Annotated in this window: 22 protein-coding genes; 8 read left to right on the top strand and 14 right to left on the bottom strand. The window is 71.6% G+C overall.

Annotated features, from left to right (window positions below; translation table 11 throughout):
* Positions 1-92 precede the first annotated feature (92 nt).
* Positions 93-536, bottom strand: coding sequence for a hypothetical protein (locus ACFQ87_RS36170; RefSeq protein WP_380615170.1), 444 nt, complete (start codon positions 534-536; stop codon positions 93-95).
* Positions 537-770: 234 nt separating this feature from the next.
* Here ACFQ87_RS36170 and ACFQ87_RS36175 point away from each other — a divergent pair, with 234 nt between their 5' ends.
* Positions 771-1178, top strand: a complete 408-nt coding sequence (locus ACFQ87_RS36175) for a hypothetical protein (protein WP_380615171.1) — start codon at positions 771-773, stop codon at positions 1176-1178.
* A gap of 51 nt (positions 1179-1229) precedes the next feature.
* Here the strand turns inward: ACFQ87_RS36175 and ACFQ87_RS36180 are convergent, their stop codons facing one another.
* The 4 genes from ACFQ87_RS36180 to ACFQ87_RS36195 are packed head-to-tail and all read right to left on the bottom strand — an operon-like array spanning position 1230 to position 2566.
* The gene (locus tag ACFQ87_RS36180; protein ID WP_380615172.1) at positions 1230-1673 is read right to left on the bottom strand and encodes a hypothetical protein; all 444 of its coding nucleotides are present in this window, start codon (positions 1671-1673) and stop codon (positions 1230-1232) included.
* A 55-nt stretch (positions 1674-1728) separates the two neighbouring features.
* Positions 1729-1905, bottom strand: coding sequence for a hypothetical protein (locus tag ACFQ87_RS36185; protein WP_380615173.1), 177 nt, complete (start codon positions 1903-1905; stop codon positions 1729-1731).
* On the bottom strand, positions 1902-2177 hold the full coding sequence (locus tag ACFQ87_RS36190; protein WP_380615174.1) for a hypothetical protein: 276 nt from the start codon (positions 2175-2177) through the stop codon (positions 1902-1904). The genes ACFQ87_RS36185 and ACFQ87_RS36190 overlap by 4 nt, the downstream gene beginning before the upstream one ends.
* Positions 2174-2566 (bottom strand): ATP-binding protein, encoded by a 393-nt coding sequence (locus tag ACFQ87_RS36195; RefSeq protein ID WP_380615175.1) that lies wholly within the window; start codon positions 2564-2566, stop codon positions 2174-2176. Before ACFQ87_RS36195 ends, ACFQ87_RS36190 begins: the two co-directional genes overlap by 4 nt.
* A 307-nt stretch (positions 2567-2873) precedes the next feature.
* Between ACFQ87_RS36195 and ACFQ87_RS36200 the strand changes: the two genes are divergently transcribed.
* Positions 2874-3719 (top strand): helix-turn-helix domain-containing protein, encoded by an 846-nt coding sequence (locus ACFQ87_RS36200; protein WP_380615176.1) that lies wholly within the window; start codon positions 2874-2876, stop codon positions 3717-3719.
* Positions 3716-3937, top strand: a complete 222-nt coding sequence (locus ACFQ87_RS36205; RefSeq protein ID WP_380615177.1) for a DUF397 domain-containing protein — start codon at positions 3716-3718, stop codon at positions 3935-3937. Before ACFQ87_RS36200 ends, ACFQ87_RS36205 begins: the two co-directional genes overlap by 4 nt.
* A 60-nt stretch (positions 3938-3997) precedes the next feature.
* Here ACFQ87_RS36205 and ACFQ87_RS36210 read toward each other — a convergent pair whose 3' ends face one another.
* Entirely contained in the window at positions 3998-4666 is a 669-nt protein-coding gene (locus ACFQ87_RS36210; RefSeq protein ID WP_380615178.1) for an alpha/beta fold hydrolase, read from the bottom strand.
* A gap of 260 nt (positions 4667-4926) precedes the next feature.
* Positions 4927-7653 (bottom strand): WD40/YVTN/BNR-like repeat-containing protein, encoded by a 2727-nt coding sequence (locus ACFQ87_RS36215; RefSeq protein WP_380615179.1) that lies wholly within the window; start codon positions 7651-7653, stop codon positions 4927-4929.
* Positions 7654-8007: 354 nt separating this feature from the next.
* Between ACFQ87_RS36215 and ACFQ87_RS36220 the strand changes: the two genes are divergently transcribed.
* Together ACFQ87_RS36220 and ACFQ87_RS36225 are read left to right on the top strand one after the other, a co-directional pair.
* The gene (locus ACFQ87_RS36220; protein WP_380615180.1) at positions 8008-9267 is read left to right on the top strand and encodes an alpha/beta hydrolase-fold protein; all 1260 of its coding nucleotides are present in this window, start codon (positions 8008-8010) and stop codon (positions 9265-9267) included.
* Between the two features lie 625 nt (positions 9268-9892).
* Positions 9893-10696: a hypothetical protein gene (locus ACFQ87_RS36225; protein ID WP_380615181.1), complete on the top strand. Its 804-nt coding sequence runs from the start codon at positions 9893-9895 to the stop codon at positions 10694-10696.
* Positions 10697-10788: 92 nt separating this feature from the next.
* Here ACFQ87_RS36225 and ACFQ87_RS36230 read toward each other — a convergent pair whose 3' ends face one another.
* Both ACFQ87_RS36230 and ACFQ87_RS36235 read right to left on the bottom strand, forming a co-directional pair.
* Positions 10789-11346, bottom strand: coding sequence for a hypothetical protein (locus ACFQ87_RS36230; protein WP_380615182.1), 558 nt, complete (start codon positions 11344-11346; stop codon positions 10789-10791).
* Between the two features lie 372 nt (positions 11347-11718).
* Positions 11719-12609, bottom strand: a complete 891-nt coding sequence (locus ACFQ87_RS36235) for a LysR family transcriptional regulator (RefSeq protein ID WP_380615183.1) — start codon at positions 12607-12609, stop codon at positions 11719-11721.
* 70 nt (positions 12610-12679) lie between these two features.
* On the opposite strand from ACFQ87_RS36235, the gene ACFQ87_RS36240 reads away from it, so the two are divergent.
* Complete coding sequence (locus ACFQ87_RS36240) at positions 12680-13414, top strand: hypothetical protein (RefSeq protein ID WP_380615184.1); 735 nt, start codon at positions 12680-12682, stop codon at positions 13412-13414.
* A 141-nt stretch (positions 13415-13555) separates the two neighbouring features.
* On the opposite strand, the gene ACFQ87_RS36245 is transcribed toward ACFQ87_RS36240, so the two are convergent.
* A complete protein-coding gene (locus ACFQ87_RS36245; protein ID WP_380615185.1) occupies positions 13556-14098 on the bottom strand; it encodes a GNAT family N-acetyltransferase in 543 nt (180 codons plus the stop codon).
* Between the two features lie 156 nt (positions 14099-14254).
* On the opposite strand from ACFQ87_RS36245, the gene ACFQ87_RS36250 reads away from it, so the two are divergent.
* Positions 14255-15427, top strand: coding sequence for a sensor histidine kinase (locus tag ACFQ87_RS36250; RefSeq protein ID WP_380615186.1), 1173 nt, complete (start codon positions 14255-14257; stop codon positions 15425-15427).
* Positions 15428-15475: 48 nt separating this feature from the next.
* On the opposite strand, the gene coaE is transcribed toward ACFQ87_RS36250, so the two are convergent.
* Together coaE and ACFQ87_RS36260 are read right to left on the bottom strand one after the other, a co-directional pair.
* Positions 15476-16075 (bottom strand): dephospho-CoA kinase, encoded by a 600-nt coding sequence (gene coaE / locus ACFQ87_RS36255; RefSeq protein ID WP_380615187.1) that lies wholly within the window; start codon positions 16073-16075, stop codon positions 15476-15478.
* A 102-nt stretch (positions 16076-16177) separates the two neighbouring features.
* A complete protein-coding gene (locus ACFQ87_RS36260; protein ID WP_380615188.1) occupies positions 16178-16834 on the bottom strand; it encodes an MBL fold metallo-hydrolase in 657 nt (218 codons plus the stop codon).
* 62 nt (positions 16835-16896) lie between these two features.
* On the opposite strand from ACFQ87_RS36260, the gene ACFQ87_RS36265 reads away from it, so the two are divergent.
* On the top strand, positions 16897-17328 hold the full coding sequence (locus ACFQ87_RS36265) for a MarR family winged helix-turn-helix transcriptional regulator (RefSeq protein ID WP_380615189.1): 432 nt from the start codon (positions 16897-16899) through the stop codon (positions 17326-17328).
* Here ACFQ87_RS36265 and ACFQ87_RS36270 read toward each other — a convergent pair.
* A complete protein-coding gene (locus ACFQ87_RS36270; RefSeq protein ID WP_380615190.1) occupies positions 17311-19512 on the bottom strand; it encodes an MMPL family transporter in 2202 nt (733 codons plus the stop codon). The two genes, ACFQ87_RS36265 and ACFQ87_RS36270, sit on opposite strands and share 18 nt — an antisense overlap.
* 276 nt (positions 19513-19788) lie before the next feature.
* The gene (gene rpsA / locus ACFQ87_RS36275) at positions 19789-21279 is read right to left on the bottom strand and encodes a 30S ribosomal protein S1 (protein WP_380615191.1); all 1491 of its coding nucleotides are present in this window, start codon (positions 21277-21279) and stop codon (positions 19789-19791) included.
* Positions 21280-21592 lie beyond the last annotated feature (313 nt).

A 21592-nucleotide genomic window follows, 5' to 3' on the forward strand; every position in this document is an offset into this window, starting at 1 on the left:
GTCAGTTGCACTCGCGTCACGCGACAGATCTACCTGATCAGGCCTCGCTGTGAGGGCGAATCCCACAGATTGATCACGACCCGATACCCGCCCTAGTCGCTCTCCGGAATCCGGCCGGTGCCGGGCGGCCAGGTATGGCCGGCCTCGTGCAGCCCCACCAGCGCCATGTAGTCGTTGTTCAACATGACGTGGGCCAAGCGGGCCGCCGCGGCGACCACGGCGGGCCAGCCCGGGGCGTCCAGGAAGGCCTCGTCGGGGGAGCGGGCCCCGACCGCGTCCTGCACCGCGCCGTAGACGGTGCCGAGACGCGCCATCAACTCGACTTCCTCCTCGGTGCGCAGACTTCCACCCAGGAAGCGCGCGGGCTCGCGCGCATCACAGAAGTCGTCGAAGAGCACATGCACGATGTAGTCGAGGTCCTCGAACTGATCGCGGTCGAGCCACACCTCCCGTTGCCAGGTCGGGCTGGCCAGGGACACGACCGCGGGCACGACATGGAGCCGGAAGTTCGGGAGGGCGATTCCGTGATCGATCACGGGGTGAGGATACTGATCGCGCGACCGGCCGGGCAGCCGATCGAGGACGAGTGCCGCGCTCTCGACACCGGGAGCGCGAGGCCGGGGTGACTCCGCGCCACATCGCAGTGCCATTTCAGACGTCTGCCAACCCTCCCGACACCCCGGCCCGCAGCGGACAGCAGCATGGGGCGCGGGAGCTCCCCGCGAGCACCTCGCCATGCCCGATGCCACCACCGCCGAAAGAAGACTGTCATGAGCGCCTCCATTCGTACGAAGTTCGCCCGATTCCTGGCCGTCCCCACCCTCGCCACGGTCGGCGTGGCCCTCGCCACCGCGCCCGCGTACGCCGGGACCCTCTCGATAGGCGTCAACAGCGCCAGCGTGGCGGATGCCGGGCAGACGCTGAACGTCTCGGTCACCTACCGGTGCCTGGCGGACTTCCAGTTCGCCGCCATCACTGTGCAGGCCTCGCAGGCCGGCACGTCGGGCCGTGGCTCGGTCCACGTTCCCTGCACCGGCGCGCTGTCGACCGCGACCGTACCGGTGAGCGTCACCTCGCCCGACGGCGCGTGGGCCAAGTCCTCGGTGGACCTCTCCGCGTACATCGCCGACGCCGAGCTCACGCGCGCCAGGACCACGGCCACCGTGGTCGCCGGCTGAGCGTGAAGCGGCGAGGCCGGTCAGTCCGACGCCGCGTCGGGTCGACCGGCCTCAGGCGACCAGCGGGAACCAGCAGGCGACCGAGGCGGCCGCCGCCGACCATCCGACGGCCACCGCCACCCGACCGCACTCGGGCCCGCGAGCCCGCTGGAAGGCGGCGATCAGCGCGGCGATCGCCGAGACCGGCATGAACAGGTACGCGAGGTACCAGGCCCAACCGCCCAAGGACAGGACCGCCAGGAGGCCGAGGATCAGCAACGGCACCCACACCCCGGCGACCGTGAACCCGGCCGCCGCACAGGCCACCCGGAACCGGTCCTGGCGACGGTAGAAGACCGGCACCGCACAGACGGCGGCGGTCAACAGCCCGACCGCGCACAGGAAGAGCCGCAGATCGACCCCACGGCACGTCACCGCGATGAGCACCGGGGGCACGACGCACACGGCAACCGCCGCCCCGGCCGACCACCGCGCGCTCGCGGGAACCACGGTCATGCTTTCCCCCACCCCTTTGAGCGCGTTCAAATCTAGCACGCGAGGGTGGGCGCGATCAGGTGGAGTCACCGTCCTCGATCGAGGCGAGCAGGCGTCGGCGGACAGCCTCAGAGGCCTCGGGCAACCACAGCGCCAGCTCCGCGTCCAGGCGGCGCCGCTCGGCACGCAGGAGGCGGGCGACGCGAGTACGGGAGCAGCGCCGGAACCACCAGTCCCGGATGCGGTCGATCACGCGGACCCCCCGGTCGGGTTCGCCCAGCTGATGCGCACCTCGCGCTCGCCGACGGAGAGGACGAGGACGGGGTTCGCGGCGAGGTGGCGGATGACGTCACGCTCGGCGCAGGGGCCAGTGAACTGGCGCTCCAGCAGCTGGAGCTGGGCGCGGGACATCGGGAGGAAGCGGATCGACTCCCAGATCGCTTCGAGGGTCGAGGGGTTGAGGACGCGGACGGCCGACGACTTGATGCCGGGGATCTCCACCAGGATGTCGTGGTCGATTCTCACGCGATCACCTCGCCCCAGACGATCTTGCCGACGGGCCGACGCGGGCAGCAGCCCCACCGCTTGGTGAGCGAGTCGACGAGGCGGAGGCCGCGCCCGGTCTCGCCGTCGAGACCGGGCGCGGAGAGGAGGGGTTTGCGGTCGCCCAAGGCGTCGTGGACCTCGATGCGGAGCCGCGTGGAGTCGACGTCGATCGCGAAGTAGATGAGACGGCCCATCGGGGTGCCGTACAGGACGGCGTTGGTGACGAGCTCGGTGGTGACGACGAGGCCGGAGTCGAGGAAGCGCCTCCCGTCCGGGACGGACGAGAGCAGCGCGGAGACCCGCTGGCGGGCGATGGCGGGGGAACGGCGGCTGCGCGGGAGCCAGATGGTCGAGGAGTTTCGAGACATGGCGAAGGAACCTTCCAGGCGCATGAGTGGAGAAGGCCGGGCGACCAACAGGGCCTCCCGTACACGTCCAGCGCGAAGCACCTCACGGCAGTACGCCACAGTCACATGCCACGCATGTCACACATAGCCAGCGCTTCGTTACTCACAGCATGGAGTACTGTCGAAATAGATCGCAAGGCAAGTCGATGAAATATGAAAACTTTCAGATTCGAGAGCAAGGCGCGCCCTCTAGGCTCTTGCCGATGGTGGCGAACCGTCACCACTCGGATGCACACTGGTCCCTGAACGCTCTGGAGGGGTTACGTAGATGGCAGTCGCAGTGCCAGCCGTGCGGTACCGACGCATCGCCGCCGAGCTGAGGAGGCTTCGCGAGCTGAAGAACCTCTCAGCAGAAGAGGTCGTCGCCCAGGTCGACGGCATCAACCTGGTGAAGCTCAGCCGGTACGAGAACGCCCGCGTCCAGCTGAGGCCCGATGTCGTCCGCGCCCTGCTCGACTTCTACGAGTGCGACGAGGAGCTCAAGGAGGTCCTCGTCGAGATCCTCCGAGACAAGCGGCGCCCGGGCTGGATGGCGGGCTACGAGCAACTGAACCCGCTCTACACCGATCTGATCCGTCTCGAAGAGACCGCCGTAGGCAACAAGTCCTACCAGTCCGCATACATCCCCGGCCTGCTGCAGACCCGCCAGTACGCTCACGCCATCATCGCCAGTGGCGTGATAAACAAGCCCAGCGTCGAGGAACGTGTCGAAGTCCGGATCAACAGGCAATCCGTACTCACTCGATCCGAGAACCCGCTAAAGCTGTGGGCCGTGATTCACGAGGCCGCCCTGACGATGAGTGCCACCCCAGGCGTCATGGCTGACCAGCTGGACAAGCTGCTGCAGTTCAGCCAACTCTCCAACATCAGGGTTCAGATCATGCCGGCCATGGCGCCGCCACACCCCGGAATGACCGGGCCGTTCGCGCTCCTGGAGTTCCGGCAACGAGACCTCGACCTGGTTCTGCTCAGCGGAATGCTCAGCAGCGACTGGGTTGAAGACCCGGACCAAGTCGATATCTATCGAGCAGCGTTCGACGAAATCATGGCCACCGCCTTGGACCTGGATCAGTCTCGGCACCTCATCGCACAGAAGAGAGACACGCTCAAGTGACCCACTTCCCTGTCGCTTCCTCACTCCCCGTTCAGTGGAGGAAGGCAACCGCCAGCAACCCGAACGATGACTGCGTCGAAGTAGCCGACGGCATCACCGGCATCATCCCGGTCCGCGACAGCAAGGACCCCCATGGGCCGGCCCTCCGCTTCACCCCCGATGCCTGGCAGTCCTTCGTCGCCGGCATCCAGGCAGGCGACTTCCCCACCACCCTCTGACGCAGCTCTCACGGGCGGCCCCGCGCACCACGCGGGGCCGCCCACCTCTCCTCACCCGCTCTACACCTCCAGCAGGATGCGAAGGATCTCCTCCGGCACATCCCGCATCACGTCGTGCCGGCTCTCCAGAACGTGCACCCGGAACGACGGGTCCTGCGAAGCCCGTTCGATCGACGTGTGGAACGGGGAGTCGGCTCCGCCCCACTCGGTCACATACGCGAACTCCTTGCGCTTGAAGCGGCTCGTCCCCCCGCCCAGTCGGATCCGCTGCAGCAGCGACGCCAGCGGGTGTGCCGTCGCTCGCTGATCGAAGAACGGCAGCGGCTCCACCCCGTAACCGGTCGCCGCGGAACCGCCGACGTACCACTCGCGCTGGGCGTCCGTGGTCAGCGTCCAGCAGGAGTCGCCGTCCGCAGGCAGGAACGCATCCAGGTAGACCAGGCCCTCGACCCGATCCGGTACCCGATCGGCAGCGCCGGTGATGACCATGCCGGCGTAGCTGTGGCCGACCAGCACCGCGTCCGTGATCTGCTCGTCCTCCAGCAGGTTCACCACATCATCGATGTGCGTGTCGAGATTGACCGATGCGGTCAGCTGGTGCTTGCGCGCTCCGATGCCGGTCAGCGTCAACGGGTATGCCTGGTGGCCGTGTTCGCGCAACTGACGGGCCAACGGTTCGAACCACCAGGCGCCGTGGCAGGCTCCGGGAACAAGGACGAAGGTGCTCATGGGTCGCGCTCCTCGGCGGCTGGAGGTGATCAAAACCACGGTACAGCGGGGCTGCTCCGGCCGGGTGAACATTCCGAACAGCCACGGGCGGCCAACAGGGCTCCCTGGCCGACTGGACGTCCTCGTACGTGTCGCCGGCGGCCCCGCCGAGTCCGGACGGGTGGTGTTCCACCCCGGAACGGCCAAGGGCCGAGCACCGTACGACTGAGGCGGGGGGGGTCCGCCGACCGCCCCCGCCTCAGCACGACGACCGGACCCGCCTACGGCATCGCGGTCTTCCAGATCCCGCGCCCGTGCGTGGCGACGTACACCGACGTCCCGTCCGGGCTGGGCGACAGGTAGACCGCCGCCGCCGTCGGCAGGTTGCCGGCGGCCGTCGGGTCGGCCGCCCCCAGCCGCTTCCAGTGGCCCAGGCCGTCCGCCTTCACGTCGTCGGTGAACACGCCGAGGTCGGTGGCCACCATCAGCGTCCCGTCCGGGGCGAACAGCACCCGGTTCGCCGAGGCGTCGACCAACTGGTCGGCCGAACCGTCGGCCCCGCTCACGTCCTGCCAGGTCGCGCCGCCGTCCGACGTCCGCCACAGGTGGCCGTAGCCGGCGCCCGGGCCGACGTTCCAGTGCCGGGAGAAGCCCGACAGCGCCGCGTACACCGTCTTGCCGCTCGCATCGGACGGGTCGATGGCGATGTCCTGGATGTAGCGGACCGGGAAGTCCGCCGGGAGCGTCAACTGGTGCCAGGAACCGCCGTAGTTGGTCATGATGCCGCGCGCGAACCCGGCACCCGGGTTGCAGTCGCCGCACCAGGCGGCCCACACCACGTGGTTGCCGCTACCGTCCAGCTGCGACTTGACCGCCGTGACCGAGTGCCCGGCCCCGGAGTCGGCGAGCTTCGTCCAGTCGGAGCCCGAAGTGCTCTGCCAGGTCTTGGTGTCGGCGTAGACGTACTCGCCGCCCGCGACCCAGTACCCCGGGTCCTTGGCGTCCGCCCCGAACGGTGCGATGAAGCGCGCGTTGGGGTCGTTCGGGCTGATGGACGTGATGGCGGACGGCGTGCCGTCGTCGTTCGCCGTGTAGCCGCAGTTGTTGGTCACCGACAGCGCGAGGTTGGTGTACTCGCCCACCGTCTGGCAGCCGTTGGCCGGGTTGACCAGCTGGTCGCCACCGTCACCGCCGAACGGCTGGCCCATCTCCCCGGCCGCGTTCAGCTGTTCGGTCACCGGGGAGGAGGCACCGGGATAGGTGTACGAGTACGTCGCGCCCCGCGGAACGGAGATGGACACCCCGTTGTCCTGCAGTCCGCCCCACACGGCCTCGCCGGAGCCGCCCGGCAGCGTGCCCGCGCCCACCGAGTAGTACTGCAGCGTGCGCAGCGTGCCGCTCGCGTTGAGGTTGCGCCAGCCGGGCGCGGTCTGGGTCGTCGGCCGGGCGTACACCCCGCCGTCGTTGCCCGCGTACACCTCCGGCGCCCGCCCGGCCCAGCCGGAGAACGCGAGCGCGTGCTGGTCGGAGTGCATCACGTTGCCGTCGCAGGTGTTCTGCGCGGCGACGTAGCTGAAGCAGCTCAGCCCCTGGTTCCAGTACCTGCCGACGGTCGTCCAGGTCGCGCCGCCGTTGCGGGTCTCGTACAGCTCCTCCAGCCCCAGGTACAGGTGGTTCGGGTCCGTCGGGTCGACGGCCAGCGACTGGTCGTACCAGGACTGCACCCCGGGCTGGTACCCCGGCCCCATCACCGTCAGCTTCATCGCCGAGCCGCTGTTGGCCAGCACGCTGGAGTTGGCGATCTGGGTGAACGGCCCGTTGATGTCGCCGCTGTTGCTGACGTACACGCCGCCGAGCACGGTCTGCGGCGCCTTCGCGCCCGGGTTCTTGTTGTACAGCGTCGGCGACTCGACCACCGCGTACAGCTTGCTGCCGTCGGCGGAGTAGGCGAAGGTCGTGTTGCCGATGTCGCCCGGGTTGATCCCGCCCTGCGGGTTGGCGGTGCGCCAGGTGGTGCCGGCGTCGTCGGAGTAGTAGAAGCCGTTGTACGTCGCGCCGCCGCGCCAGGCGAGGTTGGCGACCAGCCGCCTGCCGCCCGAACCCGGCTGCACCACCAGGTCGTTGGCGATGTCCGCGAAGTAGCTGCCGGTGCCGCAGGTGACCCCGCTGACGCCGGTCCCGGCGCACGGCGCGAGCACCTTCTGCCACGGGTCGCCCTGGGCGGCGCCGAGCGCGCGCCGGTAGACGCCGTGGGAGGTGGCGGCGAAGGCGTAGCCGGCCTCGGTGTCGAAGCGCAGCGCGTGGATGGAGCTGTTGTCGAGTTCGCCGCCGCCGAGCGCGTCGGACTGGCTGAAGGTCGCCCGGCTGGGGTCGGCGAGCCGGTAGACGCCGGTGCCGAGGTAGTTGTCGAAGGCCGTGGTGGCCTCGCCCGTGCCGAGCCACAGGGCGCCGTCGGGGGCGACGGCGAGCGAGCCGACCGAGAGCGAGGGCAGGTGGTCGGCGATCGGGGTCCAGGTGGCGCCGTCGTCGGTGGAGCGGAACACGCCGCCGCCGGCGCCGCCCGCGTACACCACGCCGGGGTGGGTCGGGTCGGTGGCCAGGGCGGCGATCCGGCCGGTGTTGTAGCCGCCGCCGGTGCCGCCGTTGGAGACGTCGTGGTCCCGGTAGTGCAGCGCGTCGCCGTTGTACGGCTGGGTGGTGACCTCGGTGTAGCCGGCCTGCCGTACGGGCATGCCGAGCACGTGCTGCCAGGCGGCCCGGTAGGCGCCGGCGGTGACGGTGCCGCCCGGGGAGACCCGGGGGTCGTTGAAGGACTGCATGGAGTCCATCAGTTCGCCGGAGTCCTCTCCGGCCTGGCGGTGGTTCGGGCTGGTGCCGGTGCTGCTGGAGCCGGACGTGGTGGCGACGGTGTCGCCCCACGCGGCGGTGGTGCCCGCCGTCGCGATCAGCGCGGCGGATATCAGCGCGGCGCGGGTTCTGCCGCGACGCGCTCTGCTGGGGGAGCCCATGGAGTCTCCGGTCCGTCGGGGGGACCGCCCCCACCGGTCACAGGGGGCGGGAACTGGAGGTGGAGCGGGCGGCACCCTACACCTGGGTGATCTCCGTCAACAGGCTTGGGACCAGATGGTTTTGGCCCGAACTCCCACCCGTTCGAAGTCGCCGATTCAGTGAATGGAGAAACGGCGGAGAAAGGCCTGGATCCGTTGGCTCCGCCTTCACGCCGGGCGCCCCCGGCAGCCACGAGCAACCCCGAAGCGGCCCCGAAGCAGCCCCCGAGCGGCCTCCCAGCCAGCGCCCAGCCGGCGCCCAGCGGCCTCCCAGCCTCTAACCCCCCTCTCATCTCGCCCACTTAGCCTCCGCGCATGAACGTCTCCCTGCTCGACGGCTGGTTCCCCTGGACGGTCCAGGCCGCGGCCCTCGCCCTGTTCCTGACCGCGGTGGGCTGGCGGGACCGGACCTGGCAGCGCAAGTGGGGGCCGATCGCGCTCGGGACGGCGCTGGCGATCACCGCACTCCTCGCCGTCGGCGTGCTCACCCTGGCCGGCATCACCGATCCGATCCCGTTCGGGGTGTGGCTGTGGAGCGGGGTGGCGATCGCCGCGTTCAGCGTGCTGGGCTTCGGCTGGCGCGGCGCGAAGTGGTGGCGGCGGGCCCTGGTGGCACCGACCGCCGTACTGGCGCTGTTCTGCGCCGCGAACAGCGTGAACATCGCCACCGGCTACTACCCGACGATCGACGACGCGATCGGCGAGCTCAGCGGCCAGCCGCTGCCGGACCAGATCACCCTGGCCGAGCTCGCCAAGATCCACGGCAAGACCAGGACCGGCCGCATCGTCCAGGTCGACATCCCGGACACCGCGAGCGGCTTCACCCACCGCCAGGAGCTGGTCTACCTCCCGCCCGCCTGGTTCCGCAGCCAGAACCGGCCCAAGCTGCCGGTGCTGGAGATGATCGGCGGCGAGTTCGCGGCGCCCGACAACTGGATCCGCTCCGGCAACGCGGTGAAGACCGCCGACGAGTTCGCCGCCAAGCACAACGGCTTCGCCCCGATCCTGGTCTTCGTGGACGCCACCGGCGGCTTCCGGGTCGACACCGAGTGCGTGGACGGCCCGCACGGCAACTCCGAGAGCCACCTGGTCAAGGACGTCCCACCGTTCGTCCAGAAGACCTTCAACGCGGCCACCGACCCGCACAAGTGGGGCGTGGCCGGCTGGTCGATGGGCGGCACCTGCGCCCTCGACCTGGTCGTCGAGCACCCCAACCTCTTCACCCACTTCGGCGACTTCTCCGGCGACAAGGGCCCGTACATCGGGGACAAGGACCACACCGTCCAGGAGCTGTACGGCGGCGACGCCGCGGCCTGGGCGGCCCACGACCCGCTGACCGTGCTCGCCCACCACCCCAAGTACCAGGGCGTCTCCGGCTACTTCGGCCAGGGCGACGAGGAGCACGGCCAGATCGAGTCCGCCAAGGCCCTGGAGGCGGCCGCCAAGAAGGACGGCATCCGCACCACCAGCTCCGTCGGCTCCGGCAAGCACTCCTGGCAGACCGGCGCCGCCACCTTCGTCCAGGCCCTCCCCTGGCTCGCCCAGCAGCTCGGCGTCCCGGGCACCCACCCGTAGCGGAGGGCCCCCGGCGGCCCCTCCCCCGTAACAGCCGGGTCCGGATTCCGTCCGGATTCCGTCCCGGCCGTACGCGCACCGGCACCTTCCGCGCACGGCCCGGACACGCATCGTGGGTTGGATCACACCCGCCCGCCGCCGGGGGAAAGCCTTGGTGTCGGGCGCCCCGGCGCACCCGGCGGGTACCGCCCCGGACGGGCACGATCCACCGCCAAACCGGGCGCCCGGAACGGAGATCCACCGCACCGGGCGGGGTCCGGCCAGGGGCGGTGGCACCTCACGGACCTCCCCCGCCACCCATCGCTTCCGCCGCACTCGCACACATGTTCACCACCAGCCCGCTGCAACTGCCGCACTCCCCCGATCCCCCGGAGGAATCCCGCTTTGCTCCCGGCGCCCCCGTGTCATAGGTTTCGTCCGCCGTCGACGCAGCACCTGCTCTGACCGTCCCTCAGACCAGTGGTGGGCTGCGGAGCCAGGGGGCCGGACGGCAGCACGAAACGGGGGAGGAACAGCCATGCCGAGTGCCCGCAGCCACGGGTCGACCGGTCGGCGAGGACGGACGGGCGACGCACCTCCGCACCAGGCCCCGACCCACGACACCGGACACCCGAGGATTCGTCAGTTGCGCAGCATTCGACTGGTCACCGCCACCGCCGCCGCCCTGCTCTGCGTGGGCGCCCTGAGCGCCTGCGGCCCGGACAACAGCGGCCAGGACGGCGGCAAGACCGCCGCCCCCGCGCCGACCGGCGCCGCGCCCACCGCGGCTCCCACCGGGGGCAGCGCCGGCGGGAGCACGGCCAAGCCCACCGGCGGTGCCGACAAGGGCATCCCGGCCAAGGCCTGGATGGACACCAAGAGCATCCCGATGGACGAGACCTACCACTACGCCCCGCTGGCGGCCAACGCCAAGCCGGTCAGCGGCGAGGTCACGTTCAAGGGCATGGAGCTGTGCCGCACCGCGGCCGACAAGGACCAGGAGGGACCGCTCACCGGCGTCGCCGCGAAGGCCTCGGTCGGCTTCGGCGGGGACCGCTGGACCGCCCAGCAGACCCTGCTGGCCCACGGCGACCCGACCCACAGCAGCGGCACCAAGCAGATGACCAACCTGGCGGAGGGGTACCTGACGGACGCGCTCAAGGCCTGCGCCAAGACCGCGCCAGGCGCGACGGTGAAGGTCAACAGCGCCCAGGACGCGCCCTACTTCGCCGCGGTGCTCACCATCCCTCAGCAGGACGGCTCCACCGCCACGCTGCACGAGTACGTCGCCAGCGACGGCGGGTGGGTCAGCGAGCTGTCGGTCTGGGCGACCACCAAGGCCGGCGCCCAGCCCAAGGACGCCTGGAAGGGCCCGGAGGACAAGTACGTCGCCACCGGCATGTCGGCCCCGCTGTGCGAGGCCTTCCCGGGCTGCGACGGGCACCAGTAGCACCTGCCGCACCGCGGCAGACACCCACAGACGGCCGCCAGGTCCGTCCGGCACAGGGGACCGGACGGGCCTGGCGGCGCACTTTCACGCGCTCACAGCCCCAGGCGGCTGAGCGCCGTGGTCCAGTCACTGGCGATCGCGCTACGGGCGGCCGCCAGGGTCACTCTGTGGCCGCACACCGCGTTCTTCAGCTTGGTCTCGACCGAGTCCTTGCTCTGCGCCGGCTGGCTGCCGTAGCGCGGCTCGGGCCACAGGTTGCGCGGGTCGCGCGGCGCGCCGCCGAGCTCCAGCGGGACGAAGTGGTCCTCCTCGTAGTCCGCCGGGTTGGTGTCCGCGTAGCCGTACTGCGCGATCTGCTGCGTCTTCAGCGCGTTGGTGTAGCTGACCGGCGGGCGCACGGTGGCGGTCCAGCCGGAGACGCAGATGGTCGAGCCGATGGTGGCCTGGGTGACCGCCGGGTTGTACGCACCCGGCGTGCAGGACGGATCGGGCAGCGGCAGCCGCGCCTGCGAACAACTCGCGGCGAGCGTGCCGGACCTGACCGGCTTGTGCTTCGCCGGAGCGGCGGCCTGCGCGGTGCCGGCGGCGATCCCGGCGGTGGCGAGGGCGGCCGCCGCGGCGACGACGGTGAGACGCTGACGGAGCATCATGTGGCGCTCTCCAGGGCCGGCCCGGCCGATCGCCGGGCGACTGTGCCCATGACAGCACCGCCCGCGCGACGGGCGTCAGCCCCAGGACGTGAACGAGTGGTGACCACCCCTCCACATCCCCCGGCGGTCACCCGCCCGTCAACACCTCCCCCGCACGCGTGCGCAGGTGCAGGGGTTCCGGCCGGTCCGACGGGTCGCCACCAGGCCCGCGCCGCATCGGCCGCCGAGGCGGCGTCGCTCTTCCCGGACGTCACTCTCGCGGTGCAGCCGGGCGCGGGCCACTACCCGTGGCCGGACGACCCGACGGCGCCGGCGGGCACGGTGGAGGGCTTCCTGTCCTCGACCGGGCGGCGGGCCACCGCGAACTGACGCCTACCCCACCAACAGCCGTGCCAGCAGCGCCGCCGGCCCCTCCGGCAGGCTGCCGTGCACCAGTTCGGTGCGGTGCACCAGCCTCGGCGCGGCGATCGGCGCGCAGGCGACGCCGGGCGCCCGCGCCACCACCGCCTCGGGCAGGAGGGTGAGCCCGTGCCCGGTGGCGACCAGGGCGAGCAGCCCGTGCAGGTCGGTGCCCCGGTAGCGGGTGGCGGGCCGGAAGCCGTCCGTCCCGGCGGCCGCACGCAGCCGGGCCGCGGTCGGGGTGAGGTCAGGGGCGTCGAGCCAGCGCGCGGCCGACAGGTCGGCGAGCGCCACGCCGGTGCGGCCGGCCAGCGGGTGGCCGACCGGCAGGGCGACCGCGACCGGCTGCTCGTCCACCGCGACGGTGGTCAGCGGGCCGACCTCGGGCAGCGGCAGCGGGTCGCTGGGCGCGGCCAGGCCGTCGATCAGCGCGAGGTCGACCTCGCCGGTGGCGACCTGAGCGGGCAGCACGTCCTGGGCGAGCACCCGGACGACGGGCTCGACGCTCGGGTACGCCCGGCGCACCTCGCCGAGCGCGCGCCCCAGCTCCGCCCCGACCGCCAGCGGGGTGGCGCCGAGCACGAGCCGGGCGCCGGGGGCGCCGGCCAGGCGTGCGACGTCGGCGCGCGCCGCCTCCAGCCGGACCAGCAGCGGGGCGGTGTGCTCCAGCAGCCGCCGCCCGGCCTCGGTCGGGCCGACCGGGCGGCGGACCAGCAGGGCGGCGCCGAGGTCAGCCTCCAGCGCGGCGATCTGCTGGGAGATCGCGGACTGGGTGTAGCCGAGCTCGCGGGCCGCCTCGGAGAAGGAGGCGAGGCGGGCGACGGTGACGAAGGTGCGCAGCTGCTGCGGATCCACGGCGGCCATCAACCGATCTGATCGAGAGGTAAGAAATCATCGTTGGTGCTGATCTCGGGTTCGGGGTCAGGATATCCGCATGACCTACCTGACCCCGCGGGTCGCCCTGGTCGGCGACCGCTCCCCCGCCGTCCGCTCGCACGCCCGCATCCCCGGCCTGCTCGACGCCCTCGCCGAACACGACCAACTCGTCCTGGACGCCTACTGGATCCCCACCGGGGACGCCGGCGCACCGGGCGCGCTCGACGGCTTCGACGCCGTGTGGCTGCTGCCCGGCAGCCCGTACCGCAGCGAGGCCGGCGCCCTGGCCGCCGTGCGCACCGCCCGCGAGCGCGGCATCCCCTTCCTCGGCACCTGCGGCGGGTTCCAGCACGCGGTGCTGGAGTACGCCCGCAACGTCTGCGGCATCACCGACGCCGTCCACGGCGAGGAGCACCCCGAGCTCGACCAGCAGGTGATCGTCCCGCTCAGCTGCTCCCTGGTCGGCCACGAGGGCGCCGTCGCAATCACCCCCGGCACGCTGGCCGAGCGCGCCCTGGGCGCCACCCGCACCCAGGAGCGCTACCACTGCGCCTACGGCCTCAACGCCGACTACCTGGACGAACTGCGCGCCCACGGGCTGCGCTTCAGCGGTGCGGACGCCTCCGGCCAGGTCCGGGTGCTGGAGCTGCCGGAGCACCCCTTCTTCCTCGCCTCGCTGTTCCAGCCGGAGCTGTCCGGCGACGGCACCCGGGCCCACCCGATGATCCGCGCCCTGGCCGCGGCCGCCGTCGCCCACGCGGCGAGCGCCGAGCGGACGCTCGCGGACGCCTAGCGGACGCTCGCAGGGACAGCCGACGGACACCCCGAATGCGCCGGGGGCCGACACCCACGGGGGTGGCGTCGGCCCCCGGCGTTCGCCCGCCACCGCGTCAGTGGCGGCTCACCGGCCGAGAGGGCGCCCCCTGAGCGACGGTCAAATCGGCAGCGAGCGCAGCCGTACCGGCCCCTCCGGCCAGCCGGCGCCCTCCGCCAGCGGCCGCCACATGGTGCGCAACGGCATCACCGCGAGCCGCCCCTGCGGCTGTTCGACGGTCACCTCCTCGGCCACCTCGCGGAAGCCGAGCCCCCGGTAGAACGGGGCCAGCGGCGGGCGGCAGAACAGCAGCGCGTACCGGAAGCCGAGCGAGCGCCCGTGGTCGAGGGCGGCCCCGACCACGGCCTGGGCGAGGCCGCCGCCGCGCCGACCGGGGGCGACGCAGACGCCGCCGACGCCGATCGCCTCCAGGTCGACGCCGCCGACGGTGAGCGGGACCGGCAGCAGCCCGGTGTGGGCGACGAGCCGGCCGTCGGCGGCCCGGATGCCGAAGTGGATCTCCTTGGGCAGGAAGGTCAGCCCGGTGTACGCGACGCCGTACGGGTCCTCACCGGGGCCGAGGATCTCCTCCTGCTCGGCGCGGGAGTACTGCCGGAGCCGGACCACGGTCGGCGGTTCGGAAGAAAAACGATCATCTGTCACTCCATGCCCTCTTCCCCGCAGACCCCGTTCCAGTCCCTTCCCGACCACCTGTTCGATCACATGACCGGCCGGGCCCTCCAACCCGAAGTCCGTCACGAACCGGCCACCCGGTCGGGAGATCATCCGCCCCGCCCCGGGTGTGAAACCATGCCCGTCATGCGCCAGCCCTCCGATCAGCCGGCCGTCGACCTCACCGCACCGCTGCCCGGTCCGCCGCTGCGCCTGCCCCGCCCGGTCCGGACCTTCGCACCGACCGCCGTGGTGCTGCTGATCCTCGTCCCGCTCGCCGCGCAGGACCCGGACTTCGGCCCGACCACCTCCCCGCACGTCAACGCGGGCCTGATGGCCTTCGGGGCCCTCGCGCTCGCGTTCCGCCGCCGCTACCCGTCGGCCACCGCGACGGCCACCCTGCTGAGCGGCCAACTCCCGCTCGCCGTCGCCCTGTACGGACTGGCCGCGCGGCGCGGCGCCAACCCGCTGCTGTACGCCCTGGCGGCACTCGCCGAGCTGCGGCTGCTGTTCCCCTTCGACCTCGGGGACGTCAGCACCCCGTCCGCGCTGGCCAATCTGGTCGAGGACCCGCTGGTCTTCGGCGCCGTCCCGCTCGCCCTCGGGCTCACCGCTCACCAGCGCGCCCGTACGGTGAGCGTGCTCGCCGAGCGGAACCGGCTGCTGACGGAGGCCCGCGAGCACGCCGAGGAGCGCGCCGCGGCCGCCGAACGCGCCCGGCTGGCCCGGGAGATGCACGACGTGGTGTCCAACCGGGTCTCGCTGATCACCCTGCACGCCGGCGCCGGGCAGATCGCCCAGGCCGACGACCCGGCCGCCGTCCGGGAGACCCTCGGCCTGATCCGCACCCTCGGGCTGCAGGCGCTCACCGAACTGCGCGGCCTGCTCGGGGTGCTGACCCCGGCCTCCGACCAGGCGCCCTCGCTGGGCGGCCTGCCCACCCTGGTCGAGGAGTCCCGGCAGGCCGGGCTGGCGGTGGGCCTGACGCTCACCGGTCCGGACGAGGGGCTGCCCGCGCCCGGGCCGGCGGTGCAGTACGCGGCCTACCGGATCGTCCAGGAGGCCCTGACCAACGCCCACAAGCACGCCCCGGCGGCAGAGGTGGCCGTCACCGTCGAGGTCGCCCCGGACGGGCTGCGCCTGACGGTGGTCAACTCCCCCACCGGCACGGCCCGTACGGAGCCCTGCCTACCCTCCGGCGGGCACGGCCTGGACGGCATGCGCACCCGCGCCGACGACCTCGGCGGCACCCTGCACGCCGGGCCGACGCCCGAGGGCGGCTTCGCCGTCCGGGCCCGACTGCCGCTCAGCACGGCCTGAGCCCCAGCACCGCCCGGGCCCCGGCACGGCCCGAACCCAGGGCGTGTCCTACGCTGCGGCGCGCTTCGCCAGCTCCGCCCACACCTCGTCGACCCGCGCCGAGAGCGCCTCCAGCGGCCCGCCGTTGTCGATCACCAGGTCGGCGATCGCCAGCCGGTCCTCCCGGGTGGCCTGCGCGGCCATCCGCGCCCGGGCCTCCTGTTCGGCCATCCCGCGCAGCCGCACCAGCCGGTCCAGCCGCACCTCGTCGGCGGCGTCCACCACCACGACCAGGTCGAACAACGGTGCCAGCCCGTTCTCGGCCAGCAGCGGCACGTCGTGCACCACCACCGCGTCCGGCGCGGCCGCCGTCTCCAGCTCGGCGGAGCGGGCCCGCACCAGCGGGTGGACGATCGCGTTCAGCGCCCGGAGCCGCTCCGGGTCGCCGAATACGACCGCCCCGAGGGCCGGGCGGTCCAGCGTGCCGTCCTCGCGCAGCACCTGCGGGCCGAACTCGGCGACCACGGACGCCAGACCGTCCGTCCCGGGGGCGACCACCTCGCGGGCGATCAGGTCGGAGTCCACGATCACCGCGCCGCGCGCGGCGAACAGCCGGGACACTTCGCTCTTGCCCGCGCCGATGCCACCCGTCAGTCCGATCTTCAGCATGGCGTCAGGCTACCGGTGGCCGCCCGGACCCGTCAGTACGGGCCCGGCAGTCAAAGCGCGTCAGCCGCGGCCCCTCAGCCGACGAGCCTCGACCGGCGCCCCTCAGCCCAGCTCCAGGCTCTCCTTCTCGCCGAGAACGGTCAGCTCCGCACCGGTACCCGGCCCGTCCGGCCCGAGCAGCCGGGTGGCCACCATGTGCCCGATCGGGCTGAGCGTCGCCTCGTGGACCGGCACCGCCACGCGCGGGCCCGCCTCCCGGACGTAGTCGACCACCTCGCCGGCCTTGCTCCACGGCGCCGCGAGCGGCAACAGCAGGGTGTCCACGGCGTGCGGCGGCACGGTGAAGGCGTCGCCGGGGTGGAACAGCCGACCGTCGAAGAGGAAGCCGATGTTCTTCACCCGCGGGATGTCCGGGTGGATCTCCGCGTGCCACTCGCCGTGCACCGAGACGCCGAGCCCGGCGATCTCGAAGGCGTCACCCTCGCCGACCGCGGTGACCCGCTGCCCGACGCCCTCCAGCTGGGCGGCGACGGCGCTGTTGGTCCACACCCGCAGCGCCGGGTCCGCCTCCAGCGCGGCGCGCAGCCGGGACTCCTCGAAGTGGTCCATGTGCTCGTGGGTGATCAGGACGGCGTCCGCCCCGGCCAGTGCGCCGGGGTCGGTGAAGGCCCCCGGGTCGACGACGACGGTGGTGGTGTCGTGCTCGATGCGTACGCAGGCGTGTCCGAACTTGGTGATTCGCAAAGGCAGAATTCGCATGGGCAAAACCATACAGCATGACTGTACAGTTTTGCTGTAGAGATTCCGGATAGACTGCTCCCATGCCTCGCGAAGCACCGCACCCGGACACCCTGGAACTCGCCGCCGACCTGCGCACCGCCCTCGGCAGCCTGGTCCGCTCCCTGCGCGACAGTGACGAACTGCCGCCGAACCAGGCCGCCGTCCTCGGCCTGCTGGTCCGCGACGAACGCTCCTACACCGTCGCCGAACTCGCCGAACGCCGACGCGTGCGCCACCAGTCGATGGCCCGTACCGTCGCCCTGATGAGCGAGGCCGGGCTGATCGCCCAGCAGCCCCACCCCACCGACGGCCGCAAGCAGCTGATCGCCGCGACCGAGGCCGGCCACACCGCCCTGCTCGACCAGCGGGCCCGTCGCGAGCACCACATCGCGACCGCCATCGAGTCCCGCCTCACCACCGAGGAACGGGCCCAGCTGCGCGCGAGCGTCGAGCTGCTACACCGCCTGAGTTGATCCCACCAGCTCCGGCCGCGGCGCCGGGACCGCCGGCTGCTCCAGCGAGGGCAGCTCGACGTGCTCACTCAGCCCGAAGCGCTTGTGCAGCCGCTTCAGCGGGGCCGGCGCCCACCAGTTGAACTCGCCGAACAGGCTCATCGCGGCGGGTACCAGCAGGCAGCGCACCAGGGTGGCGTCCACCGCGACCGCCACCGCCAGCGCGATGCCCATCTGCTTGACCATGAGCATGTCCCCGGCCGCGAAGCCCGCGAAGACGATCACCATCAGCAACGCCGCCGAGGTGATGATCCGACCGCTGCGCTGGACCCCCAGCTCCACCGCCCGGGTACAGCTGTGCCCGCGCTGGTGCAGCTCCTTGATCCGGGCGAGCAGGAACACCTCGTAGTCCATCGACAACCCGAAGGCGAAGGCGAAGACCAGCACCGGGATGAAGGTCTCCAGCCCGCCGGTCGGGCTGAAGCCGAGCAGCCCGCTGAACCACCCGTCCTGGAACACCAGGGTCAGCGCGCCGAGCGAGGCGCCCAGCGAGAGCAGGTTCATCAGCAGCGCCTTGACGGGCATCACCAGCGAGCCGGTCATCAGGAACAGCAGCACCAGCGTCCCGGCCGCGACCAGGCCCAGCGCCCACGGCCCGCGCGACAGCAGCTCGTCCTTGAAGTCCACCACCGAGGCCGCGCCGCCGGTCACATAGGTCTTCAGCCCGCCCCGGTCGGCCCGGAGCTCGTCCACCACCTGCTTGGCCTCGGCACCCTGCGGGTCGCCGTGCACCAGGACGTCCACGGTGGACACCTCGTCGCCGACCGGGGTCACCGCCCGCACCCCGCTCACCCCGGGGAGCTTGGCGACCACGTCGTCCGCGTACGCCTGGGCGACGTGCGCGCCGCCCTCGACCACCACGGTGATCGGCGCGGCCGCGACCTGCGGGAAGCGGTGGTCGACGGTCTCGGCGACCTGCCGCCCGGCCGAGGAGGCGGGCAGCACGGCCGCGCCGGAGCTGCGCATCTCGGCGTGGAGGAACGGTGCCCCGGCCGCCATCAGCACCGCCACGCAGGCGAGCGCGACGAGCACCGCCCGCTTGCGGACCCGACGGACGGTCCGGCTGAAGAAGCCCTCGTCCGGCACGGGCGCGGCGGGCGCCTTGATCCGGGAGCCGGCGAAGCCGAGCAGCGCGGGCACCAGGGTCAGCGCGGCCGCGACCGCGATCACCACTACGCTCACCCCGGCCGCGGCGACCGCACCGAGCACCGGGCTGGTGAAGACGAACAGGCCGGACAGCGCGACGGCGACGGTCAGTCCGGAGAAGGCCACGGTGCGTCCGGCGGTCGCGGCGGTGCGCTCGACGGCGGCGGCGATGCCCGCGCCGTGGCCGCGTTCCTCGCGGAAACGGTTCACCATCAGCAGGGCGTAGTCGATCGAGAGCCCGAGCCCCAGCACGGTGGCGATCGGCAGCACGCTGGTGTCGATGTCCATGATCTGGCTGAACCCGAACATGGCCAGCAGTGCCCCGCCGATCGAGGCGATGGCGCCGATCACCGGCAGCGAGGCGGCGGCCAGGCCGCCGAAGACCAGCACCATGACGACCAGGGTGAGCGGCAGGGTCACCATCTCGCCGAAGCGGGTGTCGCTCTCGGTCTGCTTCTTGACCTCCTGCTGGAGCACCAGGTCCCCGCCGACGGTCACGTGCGCCCCGCCGACGCCGTTCAGCGCGGCCAGCCGGTGAGTCACGCCGTCGGTCTGCGCGGAGGTCGAGGTGGCGGCCATCCGTACGGTGACCAGGCTCGCCGTCCCGTCGGCGGCGCGCAGCGCGGCCGGGGCCGGGCCGGAGCCGTAGGCGTCCTGGGCGGAGGAGACCCCGGGCAGGGCGGCGACCTCGGTGACGGCCTTCTCGACGGCGGCGCGCACGGCCGGGTCGTCGACCGGTTTGCCGTCCACCACCGCGGTCACGGTGCCCTTGACCGGATCGGCCGCGGCGACCACGGCGCTGCCCCGGTCCGCTTCGGCGGTGGCGGAGGAGGCTCCGGCCACCGAGCCCTCGAAGACCCGTCCCCCGATCAGGACCCCGACGACCAGGACGACGGCCCAGAAGCCGAGGACCCAGCGACGGTGGCGGAAACAGAACCGGCCGATCGCGGCGAGCCGGCCGCCGACCACTGCGGTGGGGGCGGAGGAGCGGTTGCGCATGAAGGAGCCTTTCGGGCAGCTCCACTCAATGTAGGTGCATCCAGAACTCCGGCCTATAGCAGGGCAATGAGCCTCATCTCACACTTCCCTACACATAAACCACACATAAGTCAAAGCGGAAAACGAAGGGCCGGTGAACAGCCGCCGAAAAACGCCGGCGAGGAGGTCGCCAGGCGAACGGGCGAGCAGACGAACAGGCGCGGAAAAACCAACGGGCCCCACCCGGAAATCCGGGTGGGGCCCGTTGCCTAGCTGTCAGCTAGCGGGGCGAGAGCCTCAGCTCTGGCCACCGGCCAGCTTCTCGCGCAGGGCGGCCAGGGCCTCGTCGGAGGCCAGGGCGCCGGAGCCCTCGTCGCTGCTGGACGAGTAGGAGCCACCGGCAGCGGCGGCGACGGCGTCGCCACCCTCGGCAGCGGCCTCGGCGTCGGCCTCGCGGCTCTTGATGACCTGGGCCTGGTGCTGCTCGAAGCGGGCCTGCGCCTCGGCGTACTGGCGCTCCCAGTCCTCACGCTGCTTCTCGAAGCCGGGCAGCCAGTCGTTCGCCTCGGGGTCGAAGCCCTCCGGGTAGATGTAGTTGCCCTGGTCGTCGTAGGAGGCGGCCATGCCGTACAGGGTCGGGTCGAACTCGGCCTCGGCCGGGCTGGCACCCAGGGCCTCGTTGGCCTGCTTCAGCGACAGGCTGATGCGACGACGCTCGAGGTCGATGTCGATGACCTTGACGAAGATCTCGTCGCCGACCTGGACGACCTGCTCCGGGATCTCGACGTGGCGCTCGGCCAGCTCGGAGATGTGGACCAGACCCTCGATGCCCTCGTCCACGCGGACGAACGCACCGAACGGAACCAGCTTGGTGACCTTACCCGGAACGACCTGGCCGATCTGGTGGGTACGGGCGAACTGCTGCCACGGGTCCTCCTGGGTCGCCTTCAGCGACAGGGAGACGCGCTCGCGGTCCATGTCAACGTCGAGAACCTCGACGGTGACCTCCTGGCCGACCTCGACAACCTCGGACGGGTGGTCGATGTGCTTCCAGGACAGCTCGGAGACGTGCACCAGGCCGTCGACGCCACCCAGGTCCACGAAGGCACCGAAGTTGACGATCGAGGAGACGACGCCGGAGCGCACCTGGCCCTTCTGCAGGGTGGTGAGGAAGGTCTGGCGGACCTCGCTCTGGGTCTGCTCCAGCCAGGCACGGCGGGACAGGACCACGTTGTTGCGGTTCTTGTCCAGCTCGATGATCTTGGCCTCGAGCTCCTTGCCCACGTAGGGCTGGAGGTCGCGGACGCGACGCATCTCGACCAGCGAGGCGGGGAGGAAGCCGCGGAGGCCGATGTCGAGGATGAGACCACCCTTGACGACCTCGATGACGGTACCGGTGACGATGCCGTCCTCTTCCTTGATCTTCTCGATCGTGCCCCAGGCACGCTCGTACTGAGCGCGCTTCTTGGACAGGATGAGACGACCCTCCTTGTCCTCCTTCTGGAGAACCAGGGCCTCGATGTTGTCACCGACGGCGACGACCTCGTGCGGGTCAACGTCGTGCTTGATCGAGAGCTCGCGGGACGGGATGACGCCCTCGGTCTTGTAACCGATGTCGAGGAGGACCTCGTCACGGTCGACCTTCACGATGACGCCCTCGACGATGTCGCCATCGTTGAAGTACTTGATGGTCTCGTCGATGGCGGCGAGGAAGGCCTCCGCGTCGCCGATGTCGTTGACCGCGACCTGCGGGGTGGTGCTGAGGGAGGAGTCGGTGGGGCTCGTCATTAGGAAAAGGGCTCCGGTACGGACATGAAAGTCGTAGGTAATGCCACGCGGAGGGCCCGTATCGCTCCCACCGAAAGCCGGACAGCCAAGAACACGGCACACCGGGAATCTCGTCCAACGAGAACCGGCGTCCGTCTTGCGACCGTGGGGTCTTCGACAGATGCGAGCGCGACCTGCTCCGTCCGAGGCGCGCAGGCCCGCAGCGCAACTTGTAGCATACGGGGACGGCCAGGCACGGTCAACGCCAAGAGAGGCAAGACGGTGGAGCCCGGTACGGATCAGGCCATATCCTCCGATTGCGCACCTCGCGGTG

This window comes from Kitasatospora sp. NPDC056531, assembly GCF_042794375.1.
Taxonomy (GTDB): Bacteria; Actinomycetota; Actinomycetes; order Streptomycetales; family Streptomycetaceae; genus Kitasatospora.